The 16,355-nt window shown below is 56.0% G+C and carries 23 protein-coding genes; 6 read left to right on the top strand and 17 right to left on the bottom strand.

From position 1 onward, the window contains the following. Window positions 1-13: 13 nt before the first annotated feature. The 15 genes from J3P90_RS26620 to J3P90_RS26550 form a co-directional block, all read right to left on the bottom strand. Entirely contained in the window at window positions 14-172 is a 159-nt protein-coding gene (locus tag J3P90_RS26620) for a hypothetical protein (protein ID WP_434676617.1), read from the bottom strand. A gap of 377 nt (window positions 173-549) precedes the next feature. Continuing rightward, complete coding sequence (locus J3P90_RS26615) at window positions 550-1,398, bottom strand: N-6 DNA methylase (RefSeq protein WP_016502330.1); 849 nt, start codon at window positions 1,396-1,398, stop codon at window positions 550-552. 58 nt (window positions 1,399-1,456) lie between these two features. Next, window positions 1,457-1,807, bottom strand: coding sequence for a hypothetical protein (locus J3P90_RS26610; protein ID WP_011077933.1), 351 nt, complete (start codon window positions 1,805-1,807; stop codon window positions 1,457-1,459). A gap of 12 nt (window positions 1,808-1,819) precedes the next feature. Next, on the bottom strand, window positions 1,820-2,095 hold the full coding sequence (locus tag J3P90_RS26605) for a hypothetical protein (RefSeq protein WP_011077934.1): 276 nt from the start codon (window positions 2,093-2,095) through the stop codon (window positions 1,820-1,822). 358 nt (window positions 2,096-2,453) lie between these two features. Continuing rightward, window positions 2,454-2,903, bottom strand: coding sequence for a type II toxin-antitoxin system PemK/MazF family toxin (locus J3P90_RS26600; protein ID WP_011077935.1), 450 nt, complete (start codon window positions 2,901-2,903; stop codon window positions 2,454-2,456). 105 nt (window positions 2,904-3,008) lie between these two features. Continuing rightward, window positions 3,009-3,260, bottom strand: coding sequence for a hypothetical protein (locus J3P90_RS26595; protein WP_028622361.1), 252 nt, complete (start codon window positions 3,258-3,260; stop codon window positions 3,009-3,011). Window positions 3,261-3,376: 116 nt separating this feature from the next. Next, entirely contained in the window at window positions 3,377-3,730 is a 354-nt protein-coding gene (locus tag J3P90_RS26590) for a hypothetical protein (protein ID WP_011077937.1), read from the bottom strand. Window positions 3,731-3,796: 66 nt separating this feature from the next. Further along, window positions 3,797-4,021: a hypothetical protein gene (locus J3P90_RS26585; protein ID WP_434676616.1), complete on the bottom strand. Its 225-nt coding sequence runs from the start codon at window positions 4,019-4,021 to the stop codon at window positions 3,797-3,799. 76 nt (window positions 4,022-4,097) lie between these two features. Next, complete coding sequence (locus J3P90_RS26580) at window positions 4,098-4,334, bottom strand: hypothetical protein (protein WP_434676615.1); 237 nt, start codon at window positions 4,332-4,334, stop codon at window positions 4,098-4,100. Window positions 4,335-4,373: 39 nt separating this feature from the next. Next, window positions 4,374-4,607 (bottom strand): hypothetical protein, encoded by a 234-nt coding sequence (locus J3P90_RS26575; RefSeq protein WP_434676614.1) that lies wholly within the window; start codon window positions 4,605-4,607, stop codon window positions 4,374-4,376. 22 nt (window positions 4,608-4,629) lie between these two features. Beyond that, a complete protein-coding gene (locus J3P90_RS26570) occupies window positions 4,630-4,971 on the bottom strand; it encodes a hypothetical protein (protein WP_016974347.1) in 342 nt (113 codons plus the stop codon). A 271-nt stretch (window positions 4,972-5,242) separates the two neighbouring features. Next, window positions 5,243-5,986, bottom strand: a complete 744-nt coding sequence (locus J3P90_RS26565; protein WP_434676613.1) for a hypothetical protein — start codon at window positions 5,984-5,986, stop codon at window positions 5,243-5,245. Window positions 5,987-6,256: 270 nt separating this feature from the next. Then, the gene (locus tag J3P90_RS26560) at window positions 6,257-6,787 is read right to left on the bottom strand and encodes a hypothetical protein (protein ID WP_434676612.1); all 531 of its coding nucleotides are present in this window, start codon (window positions 6,785-6,787) and stop codon (window positions 6,257-6,259) included. A gap of 108 nt (window positions 6,788-6,895) precedes the next feature. Continuing rightward, window positions 6,896-7,777 carry a prohibitin family protein gene (locus J3P90_RS26555; RefSeq protein WP_011077945.1) on the bottom strand — a complete coding sequence of 294 codons (882 nt, stop codon included), beginning with the start codon at window positions 7,775-7,777 and terminating at the stop codon, window positions 6,896-6,898. Between the two features lie 283 nt (window positions 7,778-8,060). After that, a complete protein-coding gene (locus tag J3P90_RS26550; RefSeq protein ID WP_020190244.1) occupies window positions 8,061-8,297 on the bottom strand; it encodes a hypothetical protein in 237 nt (78 codons plus the stop codon). 455 nt (window positions 8,298-8,752) lie between these two features. Here J3P90_RS26550 and sppA point away from each other — a divergent pair, with 455 nt between their 5' ends. After that, window positions 8,753-9,688, top strand: coding sequence for a signal peptide peptidase SppA (gene sppA / locus J3P90_RS26545; RefSeq protein WP_169859603.1), 936 nt, complete (start codon window positions 8,753-8,755; stop codon window positions 9,686-9,688). 66 nt (window positions 9,689-9,754) lie between these two features. On the opposite strand, the gene yejK is transcribed toward sppA, so the two are convergent. Next, the gene (gene yejK, locus J3P90_RS26540) at window positions 9,755-10,756 is read right to left on the bottom strand and encodes a nucleoid-associated protein YejK (protein WP_434676745.1); all 1,002 of its coding nucleotides are present in this window, start codon (window positions 10,754-10,756) and stop codon (window positions 9,755-9,757) included. Between the two features lie 25 nt (window positions 10,757-10,781). Next, window positions 10,782-11,330: a hypothetical protein gene (locus J3P90_RS26535; protein ID WP_434676744.1), complete on the bottom strand. Its 549-nt coding sequence runs from the start codon at window positions 11,328-11,330 to the stop codon at window positions 10,782-10,784. Window positions 11,331-11,588: 258 nt separating this feature from the next. Between J3P90_RS26535 and J3P90_RS26530 the strand changes: the two genes are divergently transcribed. The 5 genes from J3P90_RS26530 to J3P90_RS26510 all read left to right on the top strand — a co-directional run bounded on the left by J3P90_RS26530 (window position 11,589) and on the right by J3P90_RS26510 (window position 16,286). Then, the gene (locus tag J3P90_RS26530; protein ID WP_011077949.1) at window positions 11,589-13,079 is read left to right on the top strand and encodes a DEAD/DEAH box helicase; all 1,491 of its coding nucleotides are present in this window, start codon (window positions 11,589-11,591) and stop codon (window positions 13,077-13,079) included. A 95-nt stretch (window positions 13,080-13,174) separates the two neighbouring features. Next, window positions 13,175-13,450, top strand: coding sequence for an HU family DNA-binding protein (locus J3P90_RS26525; protein ID WP_434676743.1), 276 nt, complete (start codon window positions 13,175-13,177; stop codon window positions 13,448-13,450). Between the two features lie 120 nt (window positions 13,451-13,570). After that, a complete protein-coding gene (locus tag J3P90_RS26520; protein ID WP_434676742.1) occupies window positions 13,571-14,023 on the top strand; it encodes a hypothetical protein in 453 nt (150 codons plus the stop codon). Further along, complete coding sequence (locus tag J3P90_RS26515; protein ID WP_011077952.1) at window positions 14,020-15,486, top strand: 3'-5' exonuclease; 1,467 nt, start codon at window positions 14,020-14,022, stop codon at window positions 15,484-15,486. Before J3P90_RS26520 ends, J3P90_RS26515 begins: the two co-directional genes overlap by 4 nt. Further along, on the top strand, window positions 15,483-16,286 hold the full coding sequence (locus J3P90_RS26510) for a hypothetical protein (protein WP_434676741.1): 804 nt from the start codon (window positions 15,483-15,485) through the stop codon (window positions 16,284-16,286). The genes J3P90_RS26515 and J3P90_RS26510 overlap by 4 nt, the downstream gene beginning before the upstream one ends. Window positions 16,287-16,355: the final 69 nt, after the last annotated feature.

Genomic DNA, 16,355 nt, shown 5'->3' with positions numbered 1-16,355 from the left:
GTGTTCGCTTCGGTTATTTGCTTTCAACAATATGCCACTGACCATCCCAGTTTCGGATTTTGCATTTAGCAGTCATTCCGCGCCCGGTGTGGATGCCTTGAACAACGCCCTCGCCAGGCCCCGTTTTGGCAAAGTTCACACGGCCACAGTCTTTGAATGCGACCTGATTCATGAATCCCCCCTGCTTTGCACCGCGTCCTCCCCCGCTGCCGTATCGACTGCTAGCTGGCCGTTTGTGATGCGAGTAGCTTGAATCACGGTCGAGCCGTCTTCTGCCTTGCTGTAGTGCAAAGTGCGCTCGTGTTCGACAGCACCGGTACCGACTGCGGCCCCCGAATCTCGCGACGAGTCGCAGCCGGCCAACGAGAGGCCAACGAGGGTGTAGATAAACAGCTTGCGCATAGATGGAGCTCCAATGATGTTTGAGGAATAAGCATGCCAGCGCGGGAGAAAATGCCAACTCAAGTTGATGCATTTACTGCCCTGGGCGGGAGCAGGGCGTTGTATCTTCCTCCGGTGTGTCGGAGATATTTCCGCCAGCAATACTCATCAGAACAGTGCGATTTGTTGGCCACTGGTTGCGGGGGGTGCAGTGAGAGTGGCCAAGTCCCGGAACAGGACGGGCGTAGTATTTTCGTCTGGAGGATTGGTGATCTCGCTGGCCATGGTCTGGTGGCGCGTTAGCCTGGCGCGCCATAGACCCATAACGTGTGCCGGCGTGTACCACAGCTCCCGTTCTTCCAGCGCCAGCGTGTTACCGAGGATCAGAATTGCGGGAATGTGCAGAAGGCTGAGCTGGAGGTAGGTCATATGAACTGCGCGGGAGTCGACATCCTGCGCAGTCACATGGAGGCAGCGCTGGTAGTTGAAGCCTTTGTCTCCCAACGCTTCGGCGATCGCGATCACCATAGCTCCCGCACCGGATGCTGGTTCGTTGACCGTTATAAAACCTCGCTCATCTAGTCGCTTGCGCAGATCTGCACCATCCCCAAAGAGTTGTGAGGCCATGAGCTTGCAGACTGGGTAAGGGGTGAAAAACTGTCCTCTTGAGCTGTTCCCCAGCTCCAACTCGCCGAATACCTGGCCAAGCACATCGTCAGGCCCATATTCCATTGCCATGGTGAGTTCAGCGAGCATCTGGGGAAACCGATGCACCTCGCTCGGCTCATACTTCTTAATGACGCTCATGTAGCGTTTTTCACGCTCATTACGCTGGGCCAGGTCCACGCTGTTGCTCATCGCTAGCGCGCCCATTTCGCAGAAGTCCGCAAACACATCCCACAAGTGATGGCGATGGCTGTTTGCGTTGAGCAGGCGAATGAGGTTTTTACGGTGTTCTGCCGGGCTCGAGGATTCGGTCTTTGCGTTTGCGTGTCTTGATTTAGCCATGGTGCTCATCAGCTGCTATCGGGAACGTTAGGACGAACCTAACCCGAAGTGATGAGAACCCAAGAAGTCAGTCGATCACGATCTCTCGCACTGAATCCCAGTCGTTGGGGGAAGCATCGCCGGTGGCAAAAGCGAACCGCATACCCACGGTCGGTCTGCCTTTCTTCATGAGATAAGCCGCAGCTCCAGCGCACATCGACTCGTGCCCCGAGGGTTCATAGTTCCCCTCATCGTCCCAGTTGCCACCCCGTTTTGAATGCACGGTCTTGTGGCACTGGAAAGTAGATTGATCATCCTCGATCAGGGTAGAAATAATCCCCTCCAAGCGCCCGCGGCTTAGCGGAATGGCTCCTTCCTTGAGGAAAGGGCAATTCGCACAGGGTTTTTTCAGTCGGAAATGCTGCTTGATCGGATTCACTGAACCGCATCCTTAGCGCGAAACATCAATGGCGAAAACCTCGACTGGATCTGCGCCGAAGTGTGGATGAACGATCGTCGTCAAGCGATAGCCCTTCCAGGGCAACACAAGTCTTCGTGCGTCGTCTCCGCGCTTCGGATAGCCCCGTGTCAGCTCAATCTGGTCGAAGCTCTGTCCATCCAAACGCCGTCGCCAATAGGGCGTGGCAGCTCGGAATTCTTCCGGCTTGATCCCGGCCTTGATTGCGTCGAAATACTCGCCTTTGAGCGGCAGTACCAGAGTACGCATGAATAGGGTTCCTTTTCAGAGCGGTCGAGTGCAATCTAGGCTCCGATTATCCCATTTGCCAGGCACAACCCAAGCGCATAGCAGGTGGGATGGAATGCTGGTGGCTACCTGATAAGCGTAGGATGTGCGGTTGGAGAAAGCCGATGCTGCCTGGTTGGGATGTGACGCCCAGCGGCAACCTCTGAAGGAAGGGGGTAGAGAAGGAGAGAGGGAATCTCAGAAAGGCAAAAGCCCAGTGATTAACCGGGCTTTGCAGGTCCCTCTAGGGGGATAAAACTCAAGTGCCTCAAGGGCTACGTGGGAAATAATAGGGTCAGCTGACACTTATGTCAACTATTCAGTAAGCATTTGACCTAGGCTATTTCAGCAATCCACCGGCGTTAACGGCCTTAATCACTGCTGTCTGAATCAGGGTAACGACCTCTCGCGATAGCACCTGCTCAAGATGACCACGCATCGCCCTGGGCTTGAATAGGCGCTGTTTGCTGACCTGCTCAACGAGGTCCGCTTTGGCCCACCTGGTCTGTTGCTTGAAGTACGGTAGCTCGTCAATCAGGTCGCTCCCCAGCTCGACGTGTAGCCCGCGGCTGAGTTTGCCCATGTCCTTTGTTGTCGATAGCGGCACGACAATGCAGGCATTTGGGTCGATGCGCGCGTTGAGCACAACAACCAAGCGGTTTTTTATCATTTCGGGCTTCAAGCGATAGTCATAGTTCTTGAAAACTATGACGCCGTTTTCATCGTACTGATAATCGCCGTAATTGCATTCCAAGATCTGCCCTATCTTGGGTTCAAAATTAATAGCCATCAATCGTCCTTAAAGCTGGATCGCTGCCAGGCTGCATGATGCCACAGCGCCACGCATCCCGTGCGAACGAGTACTGGGACAACCGATGCAATTTGCATTTGAGTATCAAGGCCGGGGCAGCCAGCGGGTGAGTGCGGCAAGCAGCCATCCCAGAGTGCACCAGGTGGTCAACATGAGGAAGCCTAGGAGGGCGATGCCAGTGTTGCCAAAAAGCCCGCCAAAAAGCAGCAGGAAGGCCTGAGGCGCGGCTTCGAACACCCCAGACCAGATCAGCGTGGCATTGGCCACCCCGGCTAGGAACATGACCCATGCAAGGTATTCCGGCAAATAGCTCGACTTGAGTGTAGGGGACTGCATGAGGCAACTCCTTGTTGTCAGAGGGGGAGATGCTTTCAGGCTATTTCCATTACGCGATATCCCAAGCCAACAAAAAGCCCGGCGAGCCGTGCTGGGATTGCTGTTGGTGCTAGTCCTCAAAACGCAAGCTCTTGCTGTCGGTCTGCGTATCCGCACCAACGGGCAAAGCAGTCGGGATTACCCACTTCCATCTCTATGTTTCCGGCGTAGCCATGGGCGCGGGCGTCACGGATCAGTTCTGCGATAACTTCGGGACTGTCTCCCATCTCGAAACAGGTATCGAAAGTACGCTCGCCCAGTCCTTCAAACCCCCGATCCCACAAGTGATAGCTGGTGATCTCACGCACGAGGTTATGGCGATAGGCTAGCTGCACGAAGCGCACACGGGCCTTAAATCCCGAAGCTGTTGAGAGGCCTACCTTGTCGCGTAGACGAAACAGTTCGTTGATGGTGGAGGTGGTGTAAGACATAAGGCGATCCGAGCTTTCCAGAAGATGCCATCAGGTTACGGCATGAGGTGGAAATCCCAACCGGACTCAACGAGCCTCGGGAGAGCCGATGCCAAATGGCGGCATGATCAGAATTTCATAGACAGAAGGGGGCAGGGGATCAATTTGCACTCTGATGCCGGTGTATTGGTCTGAAAACCTCCCATCCAGAGGAAAAACTCCGTGGGGAATTTCAGGCTCGGTGCCGAGCCACATCCGGGCGCGTTCGTCGATCAGGTGAAGTCCAACCTCGATCGCCTGGTAGGGAGACACGGCCTGGCCACCAAAGACCTGATGGCCGAGTCGTGCTGCCTCGGCTTAACACATTCAGGGCTGGGTTTTTTCTTTGTCAGATTTCGCTACTGCCGATCCACTCTCCGCCGAGGTAGCCATCGGCGCCGTCGCGTGTGACTGACTCGTGCTCATGCGCAACAGCCATCAGTTGCTGATGCGTCCAGCCCGCTGCTGGGGCGGCAATAGCCTTGAGCACGTCGCCGGCGAGGGAGCGGATTTCAAAAGCCGCGTGCTTCAATGCAGACAGCAAGTCAGGCTCTCCTGGGCACTGATCGGTTACGAGATTCAGCATGGCAGGTTCCTATACGTGCTACTCATGGTCGCGTTTGCCTCATTCAAATTCGCCGTGGTATTGAGCCACCGGCTTGTGACAATCAACGCAAAAGGCGCGGTTACCCGGTTTCATCACCAATTTGTCGTACATACCCGAATTTTCCACGCCGGAGTTATCGCCGGAAAAACTGCGGGCATAAATCCCTTGTCCGCTATAGGTGTAACGCACGTAATACTCGTCTGCGCCGCAGTATGGGCACATAGTCAATTCAGCTAGCGTCGGCAGGCCCATGTGATTTCCTTGAACACTTCAGTTATTGGCAAGACTGATTGGTGACCCGCCACCCGGTACGATTTTCAGCGTCGACCTTCGCTCGCTGCATGGTGAGTTCACATTTGCGACCTGCAATCAAAATGGGCACCGCTGCCGTATCGGCCCAGATCCTCGGGTCGCCAACAACGATGAAAGAGTGCATTGCATATTCACCGGCTAACCCAATCGCAGCCTCCGGCGATCCGGAACGATCAAAGTTGAAGCTGTCCTTCGCCGGTTCGCTCACAGGAGCCTCTTGGCGCACGTATAGCGCATGGATGGCCGCGCCTCCTGGTACGCCTGCGATCAAGCCCAATAGAAGTCCTGCTGTTAATCGGTTCATGCTCAATTCCGTGATAAGTTGGGGGTTAATTCCAGAAGCTCGCGGACTTCATCCGCATACGCCCACCAGATGATGTCAGTCCGTTCAACGCCCCAGCCCTCACTACATGCCGTGCTCCAGTTTGGCTCGTCACCCTCATCAATACAGTTGTAGTCAGTGACCTTGAGGACGTGCAGGCCGTAGGTGGCAGTCAACGCGATGAGTTTCGGTGACTCCCCGTCAATCAAGCGAGGTATATCTGAAGGTGAGTGCCTAATCATCTTGTTTTCCCTCAAGCAGCGGCTTGATCGGCCTGAGCCATGATCGCCTTGGCCGCGTGGTTGATCATGTAGAGCTGAGCATAAAGGCTGTCGCAGGTCTTCGTTATCCGGTGCTCGTACCACTCTTCGCCGAGGCACAGGACCTCGGCATTGTCGCGCATGAACTGGTGCGCCTCTTCGGTGAAACCGATGTTCTCAGCGAGGTCAAAGAGGTCGTCCCAGTGCATCCAGCGATCATCGCCATTCTCCAGATCGCGGCGGTTGGTCACGGTCAGGGCGCGGAACTCCCCCCAATGCTCACCACGAACCAGGTCCGCATCCCGCGCCCAGGCTGGCAGGGCGTCCCAAATTTCCTCGGAGCAGTTGTCGTGCAGTTCCCGGCAGATGCTCGACACCAGTACCTGGCGGAACAGGGTTGTGCTGAATACCTGCTTTTTGTGGGACTCGTTGAGCTTGGTGTGCAGGTAGTAGGTGACGTCATCACCCGCAAGGAACGATATGCCATAGCCCAGGCCGACACTGAACGTCAGGTCGCCGATATCGCCGACAACGGCGATTCCGAACCGGGTCATCATGATATCGAAGGCATAGGCGGTGGTGCCCTCAGCCTTGCAACGCCAGACTTCAACATCGGATTGCTTCACCAGGCAAGTGTACTGGTGATCCTTGAGCTTTTCGGCAGCACGAGCCTTGCGCTCAGCTTCTGTCTGCCGGCGTTCTTCGATGTAAGCCGCTCGCGTTGTTTCAACATTCATGATCCGTTCCTTGACTGCATGTGGGTGACAAAAGATTCAGCTATGAGCGTACTGCGGCTAGCCGAAAACCCAATGGCTGGTTGAGCGACAGTGCGTTGCTCAAAGAAAAGCCCGCCGAGGTTAAGCCTGGCGGGCTTTGGTAATAAAACGAGCAGCTTCAGCGGCACCACAGACGAGACAGGAGGGGGAGGAGTGCCTTGGGAGCATAGCTTCTACCATGAAGCTGCCCAGGGCCTAATTTACCATGCCTCGCTGCGGTCTTCTGCTCTCTCAGGAGAACAGCGATTTGATCGCCGAAAGAAGGCTTCGCTTTGGCGCTTCTGGTTCCACTGGTGTTCTTGCCGCACGGTAGGCTGCCATCAGGTGAACATCGTTGGCCAACATCCGGTAGACGCACTGGTTTGCGTCTGGGGTCGGCTTATGCAGCTGGTACCCATGATGTTTGCTGATATACAAAGCAACCGCGGCACTCCGGGATCGCCCGGCCTGGCAATTGACGGCGATATTTTCCCCTTGATCTGCAATTTCACGGATGCGCTCCCGCAGCACGTCAGCCTTGCTGCTGAGCAAGTAGTCGACGTAATTCCGCTCAAAATCTGGCCCGTATATCTCGATGACTTCTTCGTCAAAGCCAGCATCAATGAAGTGGTGGTAGCTCACGCTCTTCCACCGTGCTTCGTCGATGCAGGCCTGATCTTCATGGCCATCAGATATCGATATCAGGTGCCAGTCGGGGCCTGGCGCGTGTGCTTCAGCGTCGCTGCGCGATAAAAAGATGCAGCTGGGTATGGTTCGGTGCATTTGTCTCTCCGTTGCCATCGGCATGACTACTGGATTGATAGATCCCTTTTTCAATGAAAAAGCCCGCGAGCTGGTCAGGGCTGCGGGCTTCTAGTGTGGAAGGATGGATTACTTCTTGGCGTCGATGAACGGCAGGGTTCCGCCTGGAAGTACCGTGGTAGGAAGCACGCCGTTCCAGCGCTCGGCTTTGGTAAGCTCGACCAGGCCGGGGTTGCTGCCCAGGGCGCGGGCGCGGGCGTCGATGGCTTTTGCTTCCGCTTCGCCGCGCAGCTGGATGCTTTCCGCTTCGGCACGTGCGGCGGCCAGTGCCGAATCCGCGGTAGCCTGGGCCTGGGTGACGACAATCCGCGCCTGGATCTGCTCAGTGGCCAGTTGCTGCTCACGAGTCTTCACGGCAACCTCAGCGCGCATGCGTTCTTCGATCGACTTTTCGTAGGCGTCACTGAAGTCGATGTTCTCGACTTGCACACTGTCGATCACCACCGGTCCACTGATTGCGCCCTTGATTGCGGTGGCGATATCGGCAACCAGCTTGCCGCGTTGCTGTACGGCGTTGACGGCGGTGTACTGACCGAAGACGTTTTCTACCTGTGTCGGGACATGGCGGCTGATCGCCCTTGTCAGCAGGCCGTCCAGATCGGCGTAGCTCTTGTAGACATCCGCGACCTCACCTGCCGGCACGTGCCAGCTGACCGAGACCGACAGCGTTGCAGCCTGCTGGTCACGGCTGTACGCCTGCAAGCCGTCCCACTTGGTGGCGTTGTTCTGTATCGAGATCGCTTTGGCGCTGTCGATGAAGGGGATTTTCCAATGCAGGCCTGGATCTGCCACCTCCATAAAGGCACCGTTGCGCAGGACTACTGCGCGCTCTTTCTCGTCGACGGTGTAAAACGAACCCAGCAGCAGACCCACGCCAATAACGGCCGAAACGGCAATCAAGCCGAGAGCCAGGGGAGATTTGGAGGAGGATGAGAAATTGTTGAATTGCATACTGATGATCCTTGGTGGTTGGTCGCCGGATAGTTTGTTAGGTATTGACTGAGGAATGTCCCGATTTCAGGCGGTTTTATCGCCTGAAAGCGGGCTAAGCTGTTTGTGGTTTGCGGTGTTTTTCTCCTCGGTTTCGGCCGCGTTGCATTGGCCACGCTATAGGCATGCCTGAAATACCCAAGTCGCCTCGATACTGCCGGCTACCTGGCTGATTGAGTCAGGGGGGCTGACAGCGCGAAAAAAAGGCGACACAAATGGTCGCCTGAGTTCTATGGGTCTCCATTTAGAGGCTCTTCAACACACCCCAGTGAACTGGACGGCGATCCGCCTTTTCCAGTGCCTCCGCTGCTACCGAGGCTTGCTCGTGCGAACTCCACACGCTGTCGGAGCAACGCTCAACTCCGTGCTCCTGGTCTCGGAAAATCAGGTCAAAGGTCGGGGCCTCATACTGGTCAGAGATATCCCGCACCACAAAGCGCTCGTGCTCGAGGTTTTGTGTCACGGCGGATGTGGCGCTCATAGGCATAATCCTGCCTTCAGGGAGGCCTGGAATGCTGGCTTCGGGGGGGCTTCCAGCTGTTCTACCGAATGACCAGGGGGTGGCGCGCTCGATGCCGACCCGTCGCCCTCTGGTTGGGAGGTGGACGTTTCGATGTTCCAGCGACCAATCTCAATTCCAAGCTCATGGCTGGCCTCTTGTGAGAGCCCTTGCAAAGCGTCCTCAACAGCTAATTCGAGCTTGGCTTTCAGCCGAGAAAGCGCTTGCGGTGAGCCGATAACTCCAATGACCAGGTTGAGGGTAAGTCCAGCCCGATTCCGGGCTTGGGGCGTGACGACCTGCATAAATGGTTCTCCGTATAAGTGATCCGCCTCCTTCTCTCACGACCGCCGAGAATCCCAAGTTCCCGTTGCCTGTTCTGGATTGCTTCTCCGCAGTGTTTAATAGCCATGTATAAATTTTCTGACGGAAATTCCATGGATCAAAGCCTCGAAGTCTTGGAGCGAACGCTGCAAGCAAGCATCAAAGAGCAGCGTGCAGCACGTCGCTGGAAGAATTTTTTCCGTCTCGCGACCCTTGGGATCGTCGTGACTGCTTTTGTGGTCGGCGGAAGGGCAGACCTTGATGGCGTTGGGGCCGATGTGCCGGTAACAGCAAAAATCAAGGTGAGGGGAGTGATTGCGGATGGGGAGGAAGCGAGCGCTGAGAACCTGAAGCGCAGCCTCGGCAAGGCCTTTGAAAATGAGAATACGAAAGCTGTGATTTTGGAAATCAACAGCCCAGGCGGAAGTCCCGTGCAGGCGGGCCATGTTTACGATGAAGTTCGTCGCTTGCGTGCACTGCATCCAGACACGAAGGTTTATGCCGTCATCACAGATCTGGGTGCCTCCGGTGGCTATTACATCGCCAGCGCAGCCGATGAGATATTTGCGGACAAGGCAAGTTTGGTCGGATCGATCGGTGTCACCGCGGCGAGCTTCGGTTACGTCGAGCTCATGCAAAAGCTTGGGGTTGAACGCCGCGCCTATACGTCCGGCGAACACAAGGCTTTCCTGGATCAATTCCAGCCTCAAAATCCAGAGGAGAGGAAGTTCTGGGAAGGGGTCCTCAAAACAACCCACAACCAATTCATTCGCTCGGTAGAGGCTGGTCGGGGAGATCGTCTGAAAGCCAAGGAGAATCCCGATCTGTACTCGGGGCTGATATGGACGGGCGAGCAAGCGGTGGGACTGGGGCTGGTTGATCGCCTTGGTGATTCTGACTACGTGGCTCGTGAAGTCGTAGGTGTGAGCAAGATCGTTGATTTCACCCGCAAACAGAATCCCCTGGATCGCTTTGCCAGCAAGATCGGCGCTTCGGTTGCCGAACAGCTCTCATTGCGGCTTGGGTTCGACGGCCTGAGCTTGCGCTAAGGCCCAGCAGGAACACTGCCAGACTAAGCAGGATCTGCCCCGTCCAGAGATGGACGGGGCATTTTTTTAGCCGCGCTTGAGTTGATCACGCAACTGAGTGGGTAGATTGCGAATGGTCAGGGTGCCGGCATTCTCGTCGTAGTCGATCTTGGAACCCAGTAGGTGGGCTTCGAAGCTGATCGACAAACCTTCGGCGCGGCCGGTGAAGCGGCGGAATTGGTTGAGGGTGCGTTTATCCGCTGGAATCTCAGGCGACAGTCCATAGTCGCGGTTGCGGATGTGATCGTAGAACGCCTTTGGTCGATCTTCATCAATCAGCCCGGACAGCTCCTCCAGCGTCATCGGCTCGCCCAACTTCGCCTGGCTGGTGGCGTAGCCAACCAGAGTATTGGTCTTCTCCCGCGCCTGCTCCTCGGGCAGATCCTCGCTCTCGACGAAATCACTGAATGCCTTGAGCAGGGTGCGGGTTTCGCCGGGGGCGTCTACACCCTCCTGGCAACCGATGAAATCACGGAAGTAGTCCGAGACCTTTCGACCGTTCTTGCCCTTGATGAACGAAATGTACTGCTTGGACTGCTTGTTGTTCTGCCATTCGCTGATGTTGATGCGTGCTGCCAAGTGAAGTTGGCCGAGATCCAGGTGCTTGGCGGGGGTCACGTCCAGGGTGTCGTTCACCGCCACGCCTTCGCTGTGGTGCAGCAGAGCGACGGTGAGGTAGTCGGTCATGCCTTGCTGATAGTGGGCGAACAGGACGTGGCCGCCGGTTGAGAGGTTCGACTCTTCCATCAGTTTTTGCAGGTGCTCGACCGCATGGCGGCTGAAGGCGGTGAAGTCCTGGCTTTCGTCGAGGTAATCCTTCAACCATCGGCTGAAGGGATAAGCGCCTGACTCCCCGTGGAAGAGACCCCAGGCCTTGCCCTGCTTGGCGTTGTAGCTTTCGTTGAGGTCCGCGAGCATGTTCTCGATGGCCTGCGAAGCTCCCAACTCTGTATCGCGGGCATGCAACACCGCGGGGGTTCCATCGGGTTTTTTGTCGATCTGATGAACGATGATGTGACGTATTGGCATGAGCAAAGTCCTTGTAGTTTTGGGGTTAGAAAGGCGTTTCGTGGGGGTGTTTCGACAAATGGGCGGTGAGCACTTGCTTACTGAAGTCGGTCAGAATTTCAGGAGCAAGAACGGAACCGGTGATTGCAGCTGCGGGGCGAAAAATCCTCTTGCCGGAAGCCGTGAGCCAATCGAACACCATGAAGTGTTGGTGTGCCCCAGTTTTGAGAGGCGGCAGCGCCTGCCAGGTCATAGTAGAACTGGCGTATAGCGACAGCGCTGATATTACGGTTTGGGACTCCGCTGCATTGCGGCGCTGCTCTGGCAAAGCGTCATAGGCGGTGAGGGTTGCGCCGAGAACATCGGCTGGCTGAAGCCCTCCAAGATTCTTCAGATCCTCGCCACCCTGCATTGCTCGATAGCCATCCAGCGTCAGCTGGCCAACGAGTCGGGGGCCAGCCACCAGGTTGTATGAGTACAGCCAGAATCCAACGGCATTTCGTGCGCCGGCTGCACCATCATCGATAACCCAGCTTGCATCGCGCAGTGACTCAGCGAACTTGCGAGCACGCGCCTCTCCTACGTCATCCATCATGCCTCCTATCTCTTGGCCTGCGTCGACGCCTGTGCGAAAGCTCAGGCAATGTCGAACACAGTCGCACGCCGGCCGGAAAACCCAAGTCAAGGCGCGAGCATCAGGAAGAGCCTGTATCGGCGTGCATTGGCAGGAAAAAATATCCCCCTCAATCAGGCTGCGCTCTGTTGCCGCCTCCATCCCACGGCTCGACCACCTGGCTTGGGTTATTTCGAAGCGATGGTTTCCTACCTGTAGTTCGTACAGCGAGAAACCTCGATGCAGCTTCGACCCTACCAACAACAGCAGGATTTTGAACTCCGCAAGGGCATAAGCCTTGGCGCGATCATTCAGATGCTGATGAGTCCCACGGGCTCCGGTAAGACAGAGGTGGCCAAGCACATCATTGCCGGTGCGCAGGCGAAGAACCGCAGGGCCTGGTTCATAGTCGACAGTGTGAAGCTGCTCGATCAGACGCTTGAGCGGTTCTACAAAGATGGATTGGTCGCCGGTGCAATTCAGTCAGACCATCCCTGCACGGACTACCGAAAACCCATCCAGGTTGCAACGATCCAGAGCTTGCGTCCGCGCCTCGACTACATGCTCAACCATCACAAACCTCACCTTGTTCTCATTGACGAGGCGCATGTCATCCATGAAGCCCACATCGAGCTGATTACGTGGTGCCGGCGGAACAAGGTGCCTGTTATAGGGCTCAGCGCTACCCCATGGCGGCGGGGCCTGGGGCGCATCTTTGACAGGCTAATCAATTGCATCTCCCTTTCTGAGCTGACAGACCAAGGCTTCCTTGTACCTACGCAGTGCTACGCGCCCTCCGTGCCTTCTCTGAAGGGGGTGAGCACGAAGCCGAATGGTGACTGGATCGAGGACGAGCTTGCCACGGTCATGGGTGACGCCAAGCTGCTTGGTGACGTGGTAACGCACTGGAAAGAACTGGGTGAAAACCGCAAAACAATGGTTTTCGCCTGCAACGTCCAGCACTCCAAAAAGCTCGCTGCTGAGTTTCAAAAAGCTGGGGTGGCCGCAGCCCATATCGATGGCTATATGCTGCCGCATGAGACCGAGGAGATCTTGCGCCAGTACAAAGCGGGCAAGATAAGGGTCTTGGTCTCAGTGGCTATGCTGATCAAGGGGTTTGATGACCCCTCGACCAGTTGCCTTGTAATAGCGCGGCCTACCAAGTCCCTGATGCTTCACTACCAGATGATTGGCCGCGGGCTGCGACTCTCGCCTGAAACTGGAAAAATCGACTGCATTATCATTGACCACTCCGGGAACCTCTTGCTTAACGGGAAGCCAACGGACGAGGTGCCCGACGCCATGGACAATGGGGAAGGGGAGCGTCTTGACCGCCGCCCGCAGGACAAAGGCGATCAGGAGAAAAAAACCAAGCCATGTCCGAAGTGCAGCTTTGTTTTCAGCGGATTGCTCTGTCCGAAGTGTGGTAATGAAATCGTAATACCGGATGGGGTGGCGGTGGCCACCGGCAAACTGGTGAAGCTAGACGATCGACGCAAAGTGCTCGGGCCGACCAGTAAACAGCACACATTCTGTGAGCTGCTTGGGTACGCCCGTGAGACCGGCAAAAAAGACGGGTGGGCTCAGTACGCATACCAGGCATACATGAAAGAGCTGCCAGATCGCGCATGGATCGGTACCGTGCAACCCAAACCACCGAGCGAAGACATGAAAAGCTGGGTGAAGGGCTATAACGTCCGTCGCGCCAAAAGCAAACGCCGATTCGGGTGAGCCGGCGGCTTGGGATTATCCAGAGCCATGTTTCAATGCTTTCAGCTGGGACTCAACACCCATGCGACTTTTCAAAAACCAAGGAGTAAAAGCGAATGAATCGTCAAGAACTCGTCAAAGCGATTGCCGACGAAAGCGGGCACAGTCAGTCAACCGTGGGAGAGGTGCTGAATAGCCTTATCTCGACGGTTCAAAATGTCGTTGCCGGCGGCGACAAGGTTAGCCTCGTGGGCTTTGGTACTTTCGAGTCAACCAAGCAGGCCGAGCGTCAGGGCCGTAATCCGTCTACCGGGGCTCCGATCACCATCGCTGCCTCGATCAAGCCAAAGTTCACCCCTGGCAAGTCCTTCAAGAAACGCGTCAACCAGTAAGCCCCCTCCAGCCGCCCCGATCTGGGGCGGCGTCTGCGTAATTCAGACCAAAAAACCGCCCGAAACCAGACCTTTCCCCGAGACCTGCATGAAACGATCTCCTCACCTTAGGAGACTCACATGCCCAGCGAAAAATATCCTCCGGCGATATGCCGATCACTACTCATTGACTACCTTGCAGGCATCGGCTCGCACGCAGTCATGATTCTGACATTCAGGCACAGCGGCGAAGAGCTGCGCTCGATATCCAGTCGTCACACTGCTGGCTTGATGGCAGTAGCGGTTGGCATGGTCGTCGCCTGTACCCACTTCGCCCCAGGCTCCAGCTCCACGCATAGCTTGGTGTCTTGCGCGCTATTTGCCTTTCTCATCGCAGCGGCCTTGCGCACCTTCGGCATGCATGCCGTTGCAGGGTATGCGACGTTCCTGGTGGTGACAGAGCCGGTAGCCCTGGTTGTTCGCCATCTCCCAATGGGCGACCTGATTGATGCCGTGTTTTCGTTCTGGTGCTTAGCAGCGCTGTCTGTCTATGGCGGCAAATGTGCAAAAAACAGAATGGAGTCGCCTCAATGAAGTCGACCGCAGAACAGCTCCCCATCATCGAGTACCAAGGTGACCATCTGGTGGTGAAGGCCTATGCCGGGTGCGGCAAGACGACTACGCTTGTTGCCTATGCCAACCATCACAGCCATTTGCGCATGCTCTATCTGGCGTACAACCGTGCAATTCGGGATGAAGGTGCCGAGAAATTTCCAAAAAACGTCGTGTGCAAAACTTCTCACCAGTTGGCCTGGCCACAATTTGGCCGACACTATCAGCACAAACTCGGGAATATCCGTCTGACGGATGCTGCTGGGCTCCTCAAAACACGGAACTGGGGAGATGTTCGAGACGCTATCGCTGTGCTCAATGCCTACCTTTCGAGCGCTGACGAAGAAATCAGTGAGGCGCATTATTTTGCTGCGCTCAGCGAGGAAGAGGCAGCGGAGCACGGAGCCGATCACCTTGACCGGACGATAAATTCTGCCCAGAAACTCTGGGACGCGATGATCGATACCGAGAGCAAGTTCCCCTGCCAGCATGACGCATATCTGAAGCTCTTCCAGCTCAGCAATCCACAGCTGCCGTATGACGTGATCCTTTTCGATGAGGCTCAGGACAGTAACCCTGTGACCGCCTCCCTGGTCGCAGGTCAGAAGGCGAGGAAGATTTTCGTCGGCGATAAATGGCAGCAGATCTACCGTTGGCGAGGAGCTGAGAATGCGCTTGATACTCAGATTGTGCAGGGCGCAGCGTCGATGTTCTTGACCAACTCTTTCCGGTTCGGGCCGATGATTGCCGGCGTAGCCAACGCGATCCTCAAACAGCAAGGGGAAGCTCGTCCCCTGGTTGGGTACGGTGCCCGCGACAAAGTGACGACATCGCTGCCCTCTGGATGTAACCACTACACCGTGCTCAACCGAACGGTGATTGGCGTGATCATGACGGCCATCGATGCTGTATCTGACGGCCAAGTTGTCTACTGGAACGGGGGGATTGAGGCATACCAAATCTCCGACCTTGAGGATGTTTACCATCTGAAGGTCGGCCGCAAGGATGAGATCCGCAACAAACGCCTTTTCGGGCAGTTCAGCGACTTTGGAGGGTTTGCCGAAGCGGCAGAGGAGTCGAAGGATGCCGAGATGAATCGGATGCTCAGGATACTCAAGGAGCACAACGACATTCCGAAGTTGATCGCGGCGCTACGCCGCAACTCAACAGATGATCCTCTTGATGCAGATGTGATTGTTAGCACCTGCCACCGCTCGAAGGGGCTGGAGTGGGATGTGGTTGTCCTGGAAGAAGATTTCCCAGACATCTTCGACGAAGAGAAGATCACCCCTGATCAGCGGGTTGATGAGTTGAATTTGCTCTATGTCGCAGCCACAAGAGCAAAGAAGGTGTTGGTGATCAACAGCATCACCCAGGTCGTGATCCAAAAAAGTCACGCTGAGGCCAAGCGGGAGATGGAAGCCGCAGCGGGGCAGCGCGCATGATCTACCTCTATCTCGCGCTTTTACTGGTGCCGGCCGGCGCGATTTTTGTCTGGGGTAAGCTGGTGTCACAGTTTTCGGTAAAGACGTGGATCGTCTATCGGAACACTGGAATCATCGGCGGGCCTGTACATGAAATGGCGCACGCGATTGCATGCCTGCTCTTCGGCCTGCGAATCAGGAAGCTTGCTCTATTCGCACCGGATGCAATCACTGGGCAGCTGGGCTACGTCGAGTTTTCCTACAGCCCGTTTTCTCTACGCAACTCGATTGGTCTCCTTGTTCAGGGCATAGCGCCCTTGTTGGCCGGAGGCGCAATCGCTGTTCTCTCCCTTGGCACATCATACGATCAGAGCCTTCCCGACCAGGGATTGGTGCCGTTGGTTGTCTGGATCGGCGTTGTAGCCACCGGTTCTGTTACCGCGATCGTCGACCTGGGTACTGGCTCATTGCAGGGGTTTGCTCTGGCGTTACTCATCCTGGTTATATCGATGCACGCCATCCCAAGCACAGCCGATATCGCCCTGGGTCTCAAGGGATTCGCGATCATCGCGGTCGCTTTCGGCGGATTAATTTTCTTGCTCCAGATGATCCCATTCCAAGGAGAAGGCATAGCAATGGCGTTCATCATCAAAGCAGCGGATCTGGGGACGCGCTATCTCGAGATCGGCATGTGGCATGCACTCAACGGTGCGGTGACGGTGGTGACCTTATCTGTAGTAGCGAGCTTAGTGCTGATCCTGCTCCCAGCGTTCTTTTTCCATCTCAAATCCTTTTGGGATGGAGCCCGCGGTCATGTTTAAAAAACTTGGCGGGGGGCTGCGCCGTGGTCAGAGTGAATTAGATCGGTCATGCCCTTCGTCTGGTTTCGC

The organism is Pseudomonas sp. D3-10, assembly GCF_051132175.1.
GTDB lineage: Bacteria > Pseudomonadota > Gammaproteobacteria > Pseudomonadales > Pseudomonadaceae > Aquipseudomonas.
Note: the sequence above shows the minus strand (reverse complement) of the source record. Positions and strands in the feature narration are given on the sequence as shown.

Excerpts from the sequence above, each read along its gene's own strand:
- J3P90_RS26620 (WP_434676617.1), bottom strand. The coding sequence starts at position 172 with ATGAATCAGGTCGCATTCAAAGACTGTGGCCGTGTGAACTTTGCCAAA.
- J3P90_RS26615 (WP_016502330.1), bottom strand. The coding sequence starts at position 1,398 with ATGAGCACCATGGCTAAATCAAGACACGCAAACGCAAAGACCGAATCC.
- J3P90_RS26605 (WP_011077934.1), bottom strand. The coding sequence starts at position 2,095 with ATGCGTACTCTGGTACTGCCGCTCAAAGGCGAGTATTTCGACGCAATC.
- J3P90_RS26600 (WP_011077935.1), bottom strand. The coding sequence starts at position 2,903 with ATGGCTATTAATTTTGAACCCAAGATAGGGCAGATCTTGGAATGCAAT.
- J3P90_RS26595 (WP_028622361.1), bottom strand. The coding sequence starts at position 3,260 with ATGCAGTCCCCTACACTCAAGTCGAGCTATTTGCCGGAATACCTTGCA.
- J3P90_RS26590 (WP_011077937.1), bottom strand. The coding sequence starts at position 3,730 with ATGTCTTACACCACCTCCACCATCAACGAACTGTTTCGTCTACGCGAC.
- J3P90_RS26580 (WP_434676615.1), bottom strand. The coding sequence starts at position 4,334 with ATGCTGAATCTCGTAACCGATCAGTGCCCAGGAGAGCCTGACTTGCTG.
- J3P90_RS26575 (WP_434676614.1), bottom strand. The coding sequence starts at position 4,607 with ATGGGCCTGCCGACGCTAGCTGAATTGACTATGTGCCCATACTGCGGC.
- J3P90_RS26570 (WP_016974347.1), bottom strand. The coding sequence starts at position 4,971 with ATGAACCGATTAACAGCAGGACTTCTATTGGGCTTGATCGCAGGCGTA.
- J3P90_RS26565 (WP_434676613.1), bottom strand. The coding sequence starts at position 5,986 with ATGAATGTTGAAACAACGCGAGCGGCTTACATCGAAGAACGCCGGCAG.
- J3P90_RS26560 (WP_434676612.1), bottom strand. The coding sequence starts at position 6,787 with ATGCACCGAACCATACCCAGCTGCATCTTTTTATCGCGCAGCGACGCT.
- J3P90_RS26555 (WP_011077945.1), bottom strand. The coding sequence starts at position 7,777 with ATGCAATTCAACAATTTCTCATCCTCCTCCAAATCTCCCCTGGCTCTC.
- J3P90_RS26550 (WP_020190244.1), bottom strand. The coding sequence starts at position 8,297 with ATGAGCGCCACATCCGCCGTGACACAAAACCTCGAGCACGAGCGCTTT.
- sppA (WP_169859603.1), top strand. The coding sequence starts at position 8,753 with ATGGATCAAAGCCTCGAAGTCTTGGAGCGAACGCTGCAAGCAAGCATC.
- yejK (WP_434676745.1), bottom strand. The coding sequence starts at position 10,756 with ATGCCAATACGTCACATCATCGTTCATCAGATCGACAAAAAACCCGAT.
- J3P90_RS26535 (WP_434676744.1), bottom strand. The coding sequence starts at position 11,330 with ATGATGGATGACGTAGGAGAGGCGCGTGCTCGCAAGTTCGCTGAGTCA.
- J3P90_RS26530 (WP_011077949.1), top strand. The coding sequence starts at position 11,589 with ATGCAGCTTCGACCCTACCAACAACAGCAGGATTTTGAACTCCGCAAG.
- J3P90_RS26525 (WP_434676743.1), top strand. The coding sequence starts at position 13,175 with ATGAATCGTCAAGAACTCGTCAAAGCGATTGCCGACGAAAGCGGGCAC.
- J3P90_RS26520 (WP_434676742.1), top strand. The coding sequence starts at position 13,571 with ATGCCCAGCGAAAAATATCCTCCGGCGATATGCCGATCACTACTCATT.
- J3P90_RS26515 (WP_011077952.1), top strand. The coding sequence starts at position 14,020 with ATGAAGTCGACCGCAGAACAGCTCCCCATCATCGAGTACCAAGGTGAC.
- J3P90_RS26510 (WP_434676741.1), top strand. The coding sequence starts at position 15,483 with ATGATCTACCTCTATCTCGCGCTTTTACTGGTGCCGGCCGGCGCGATT.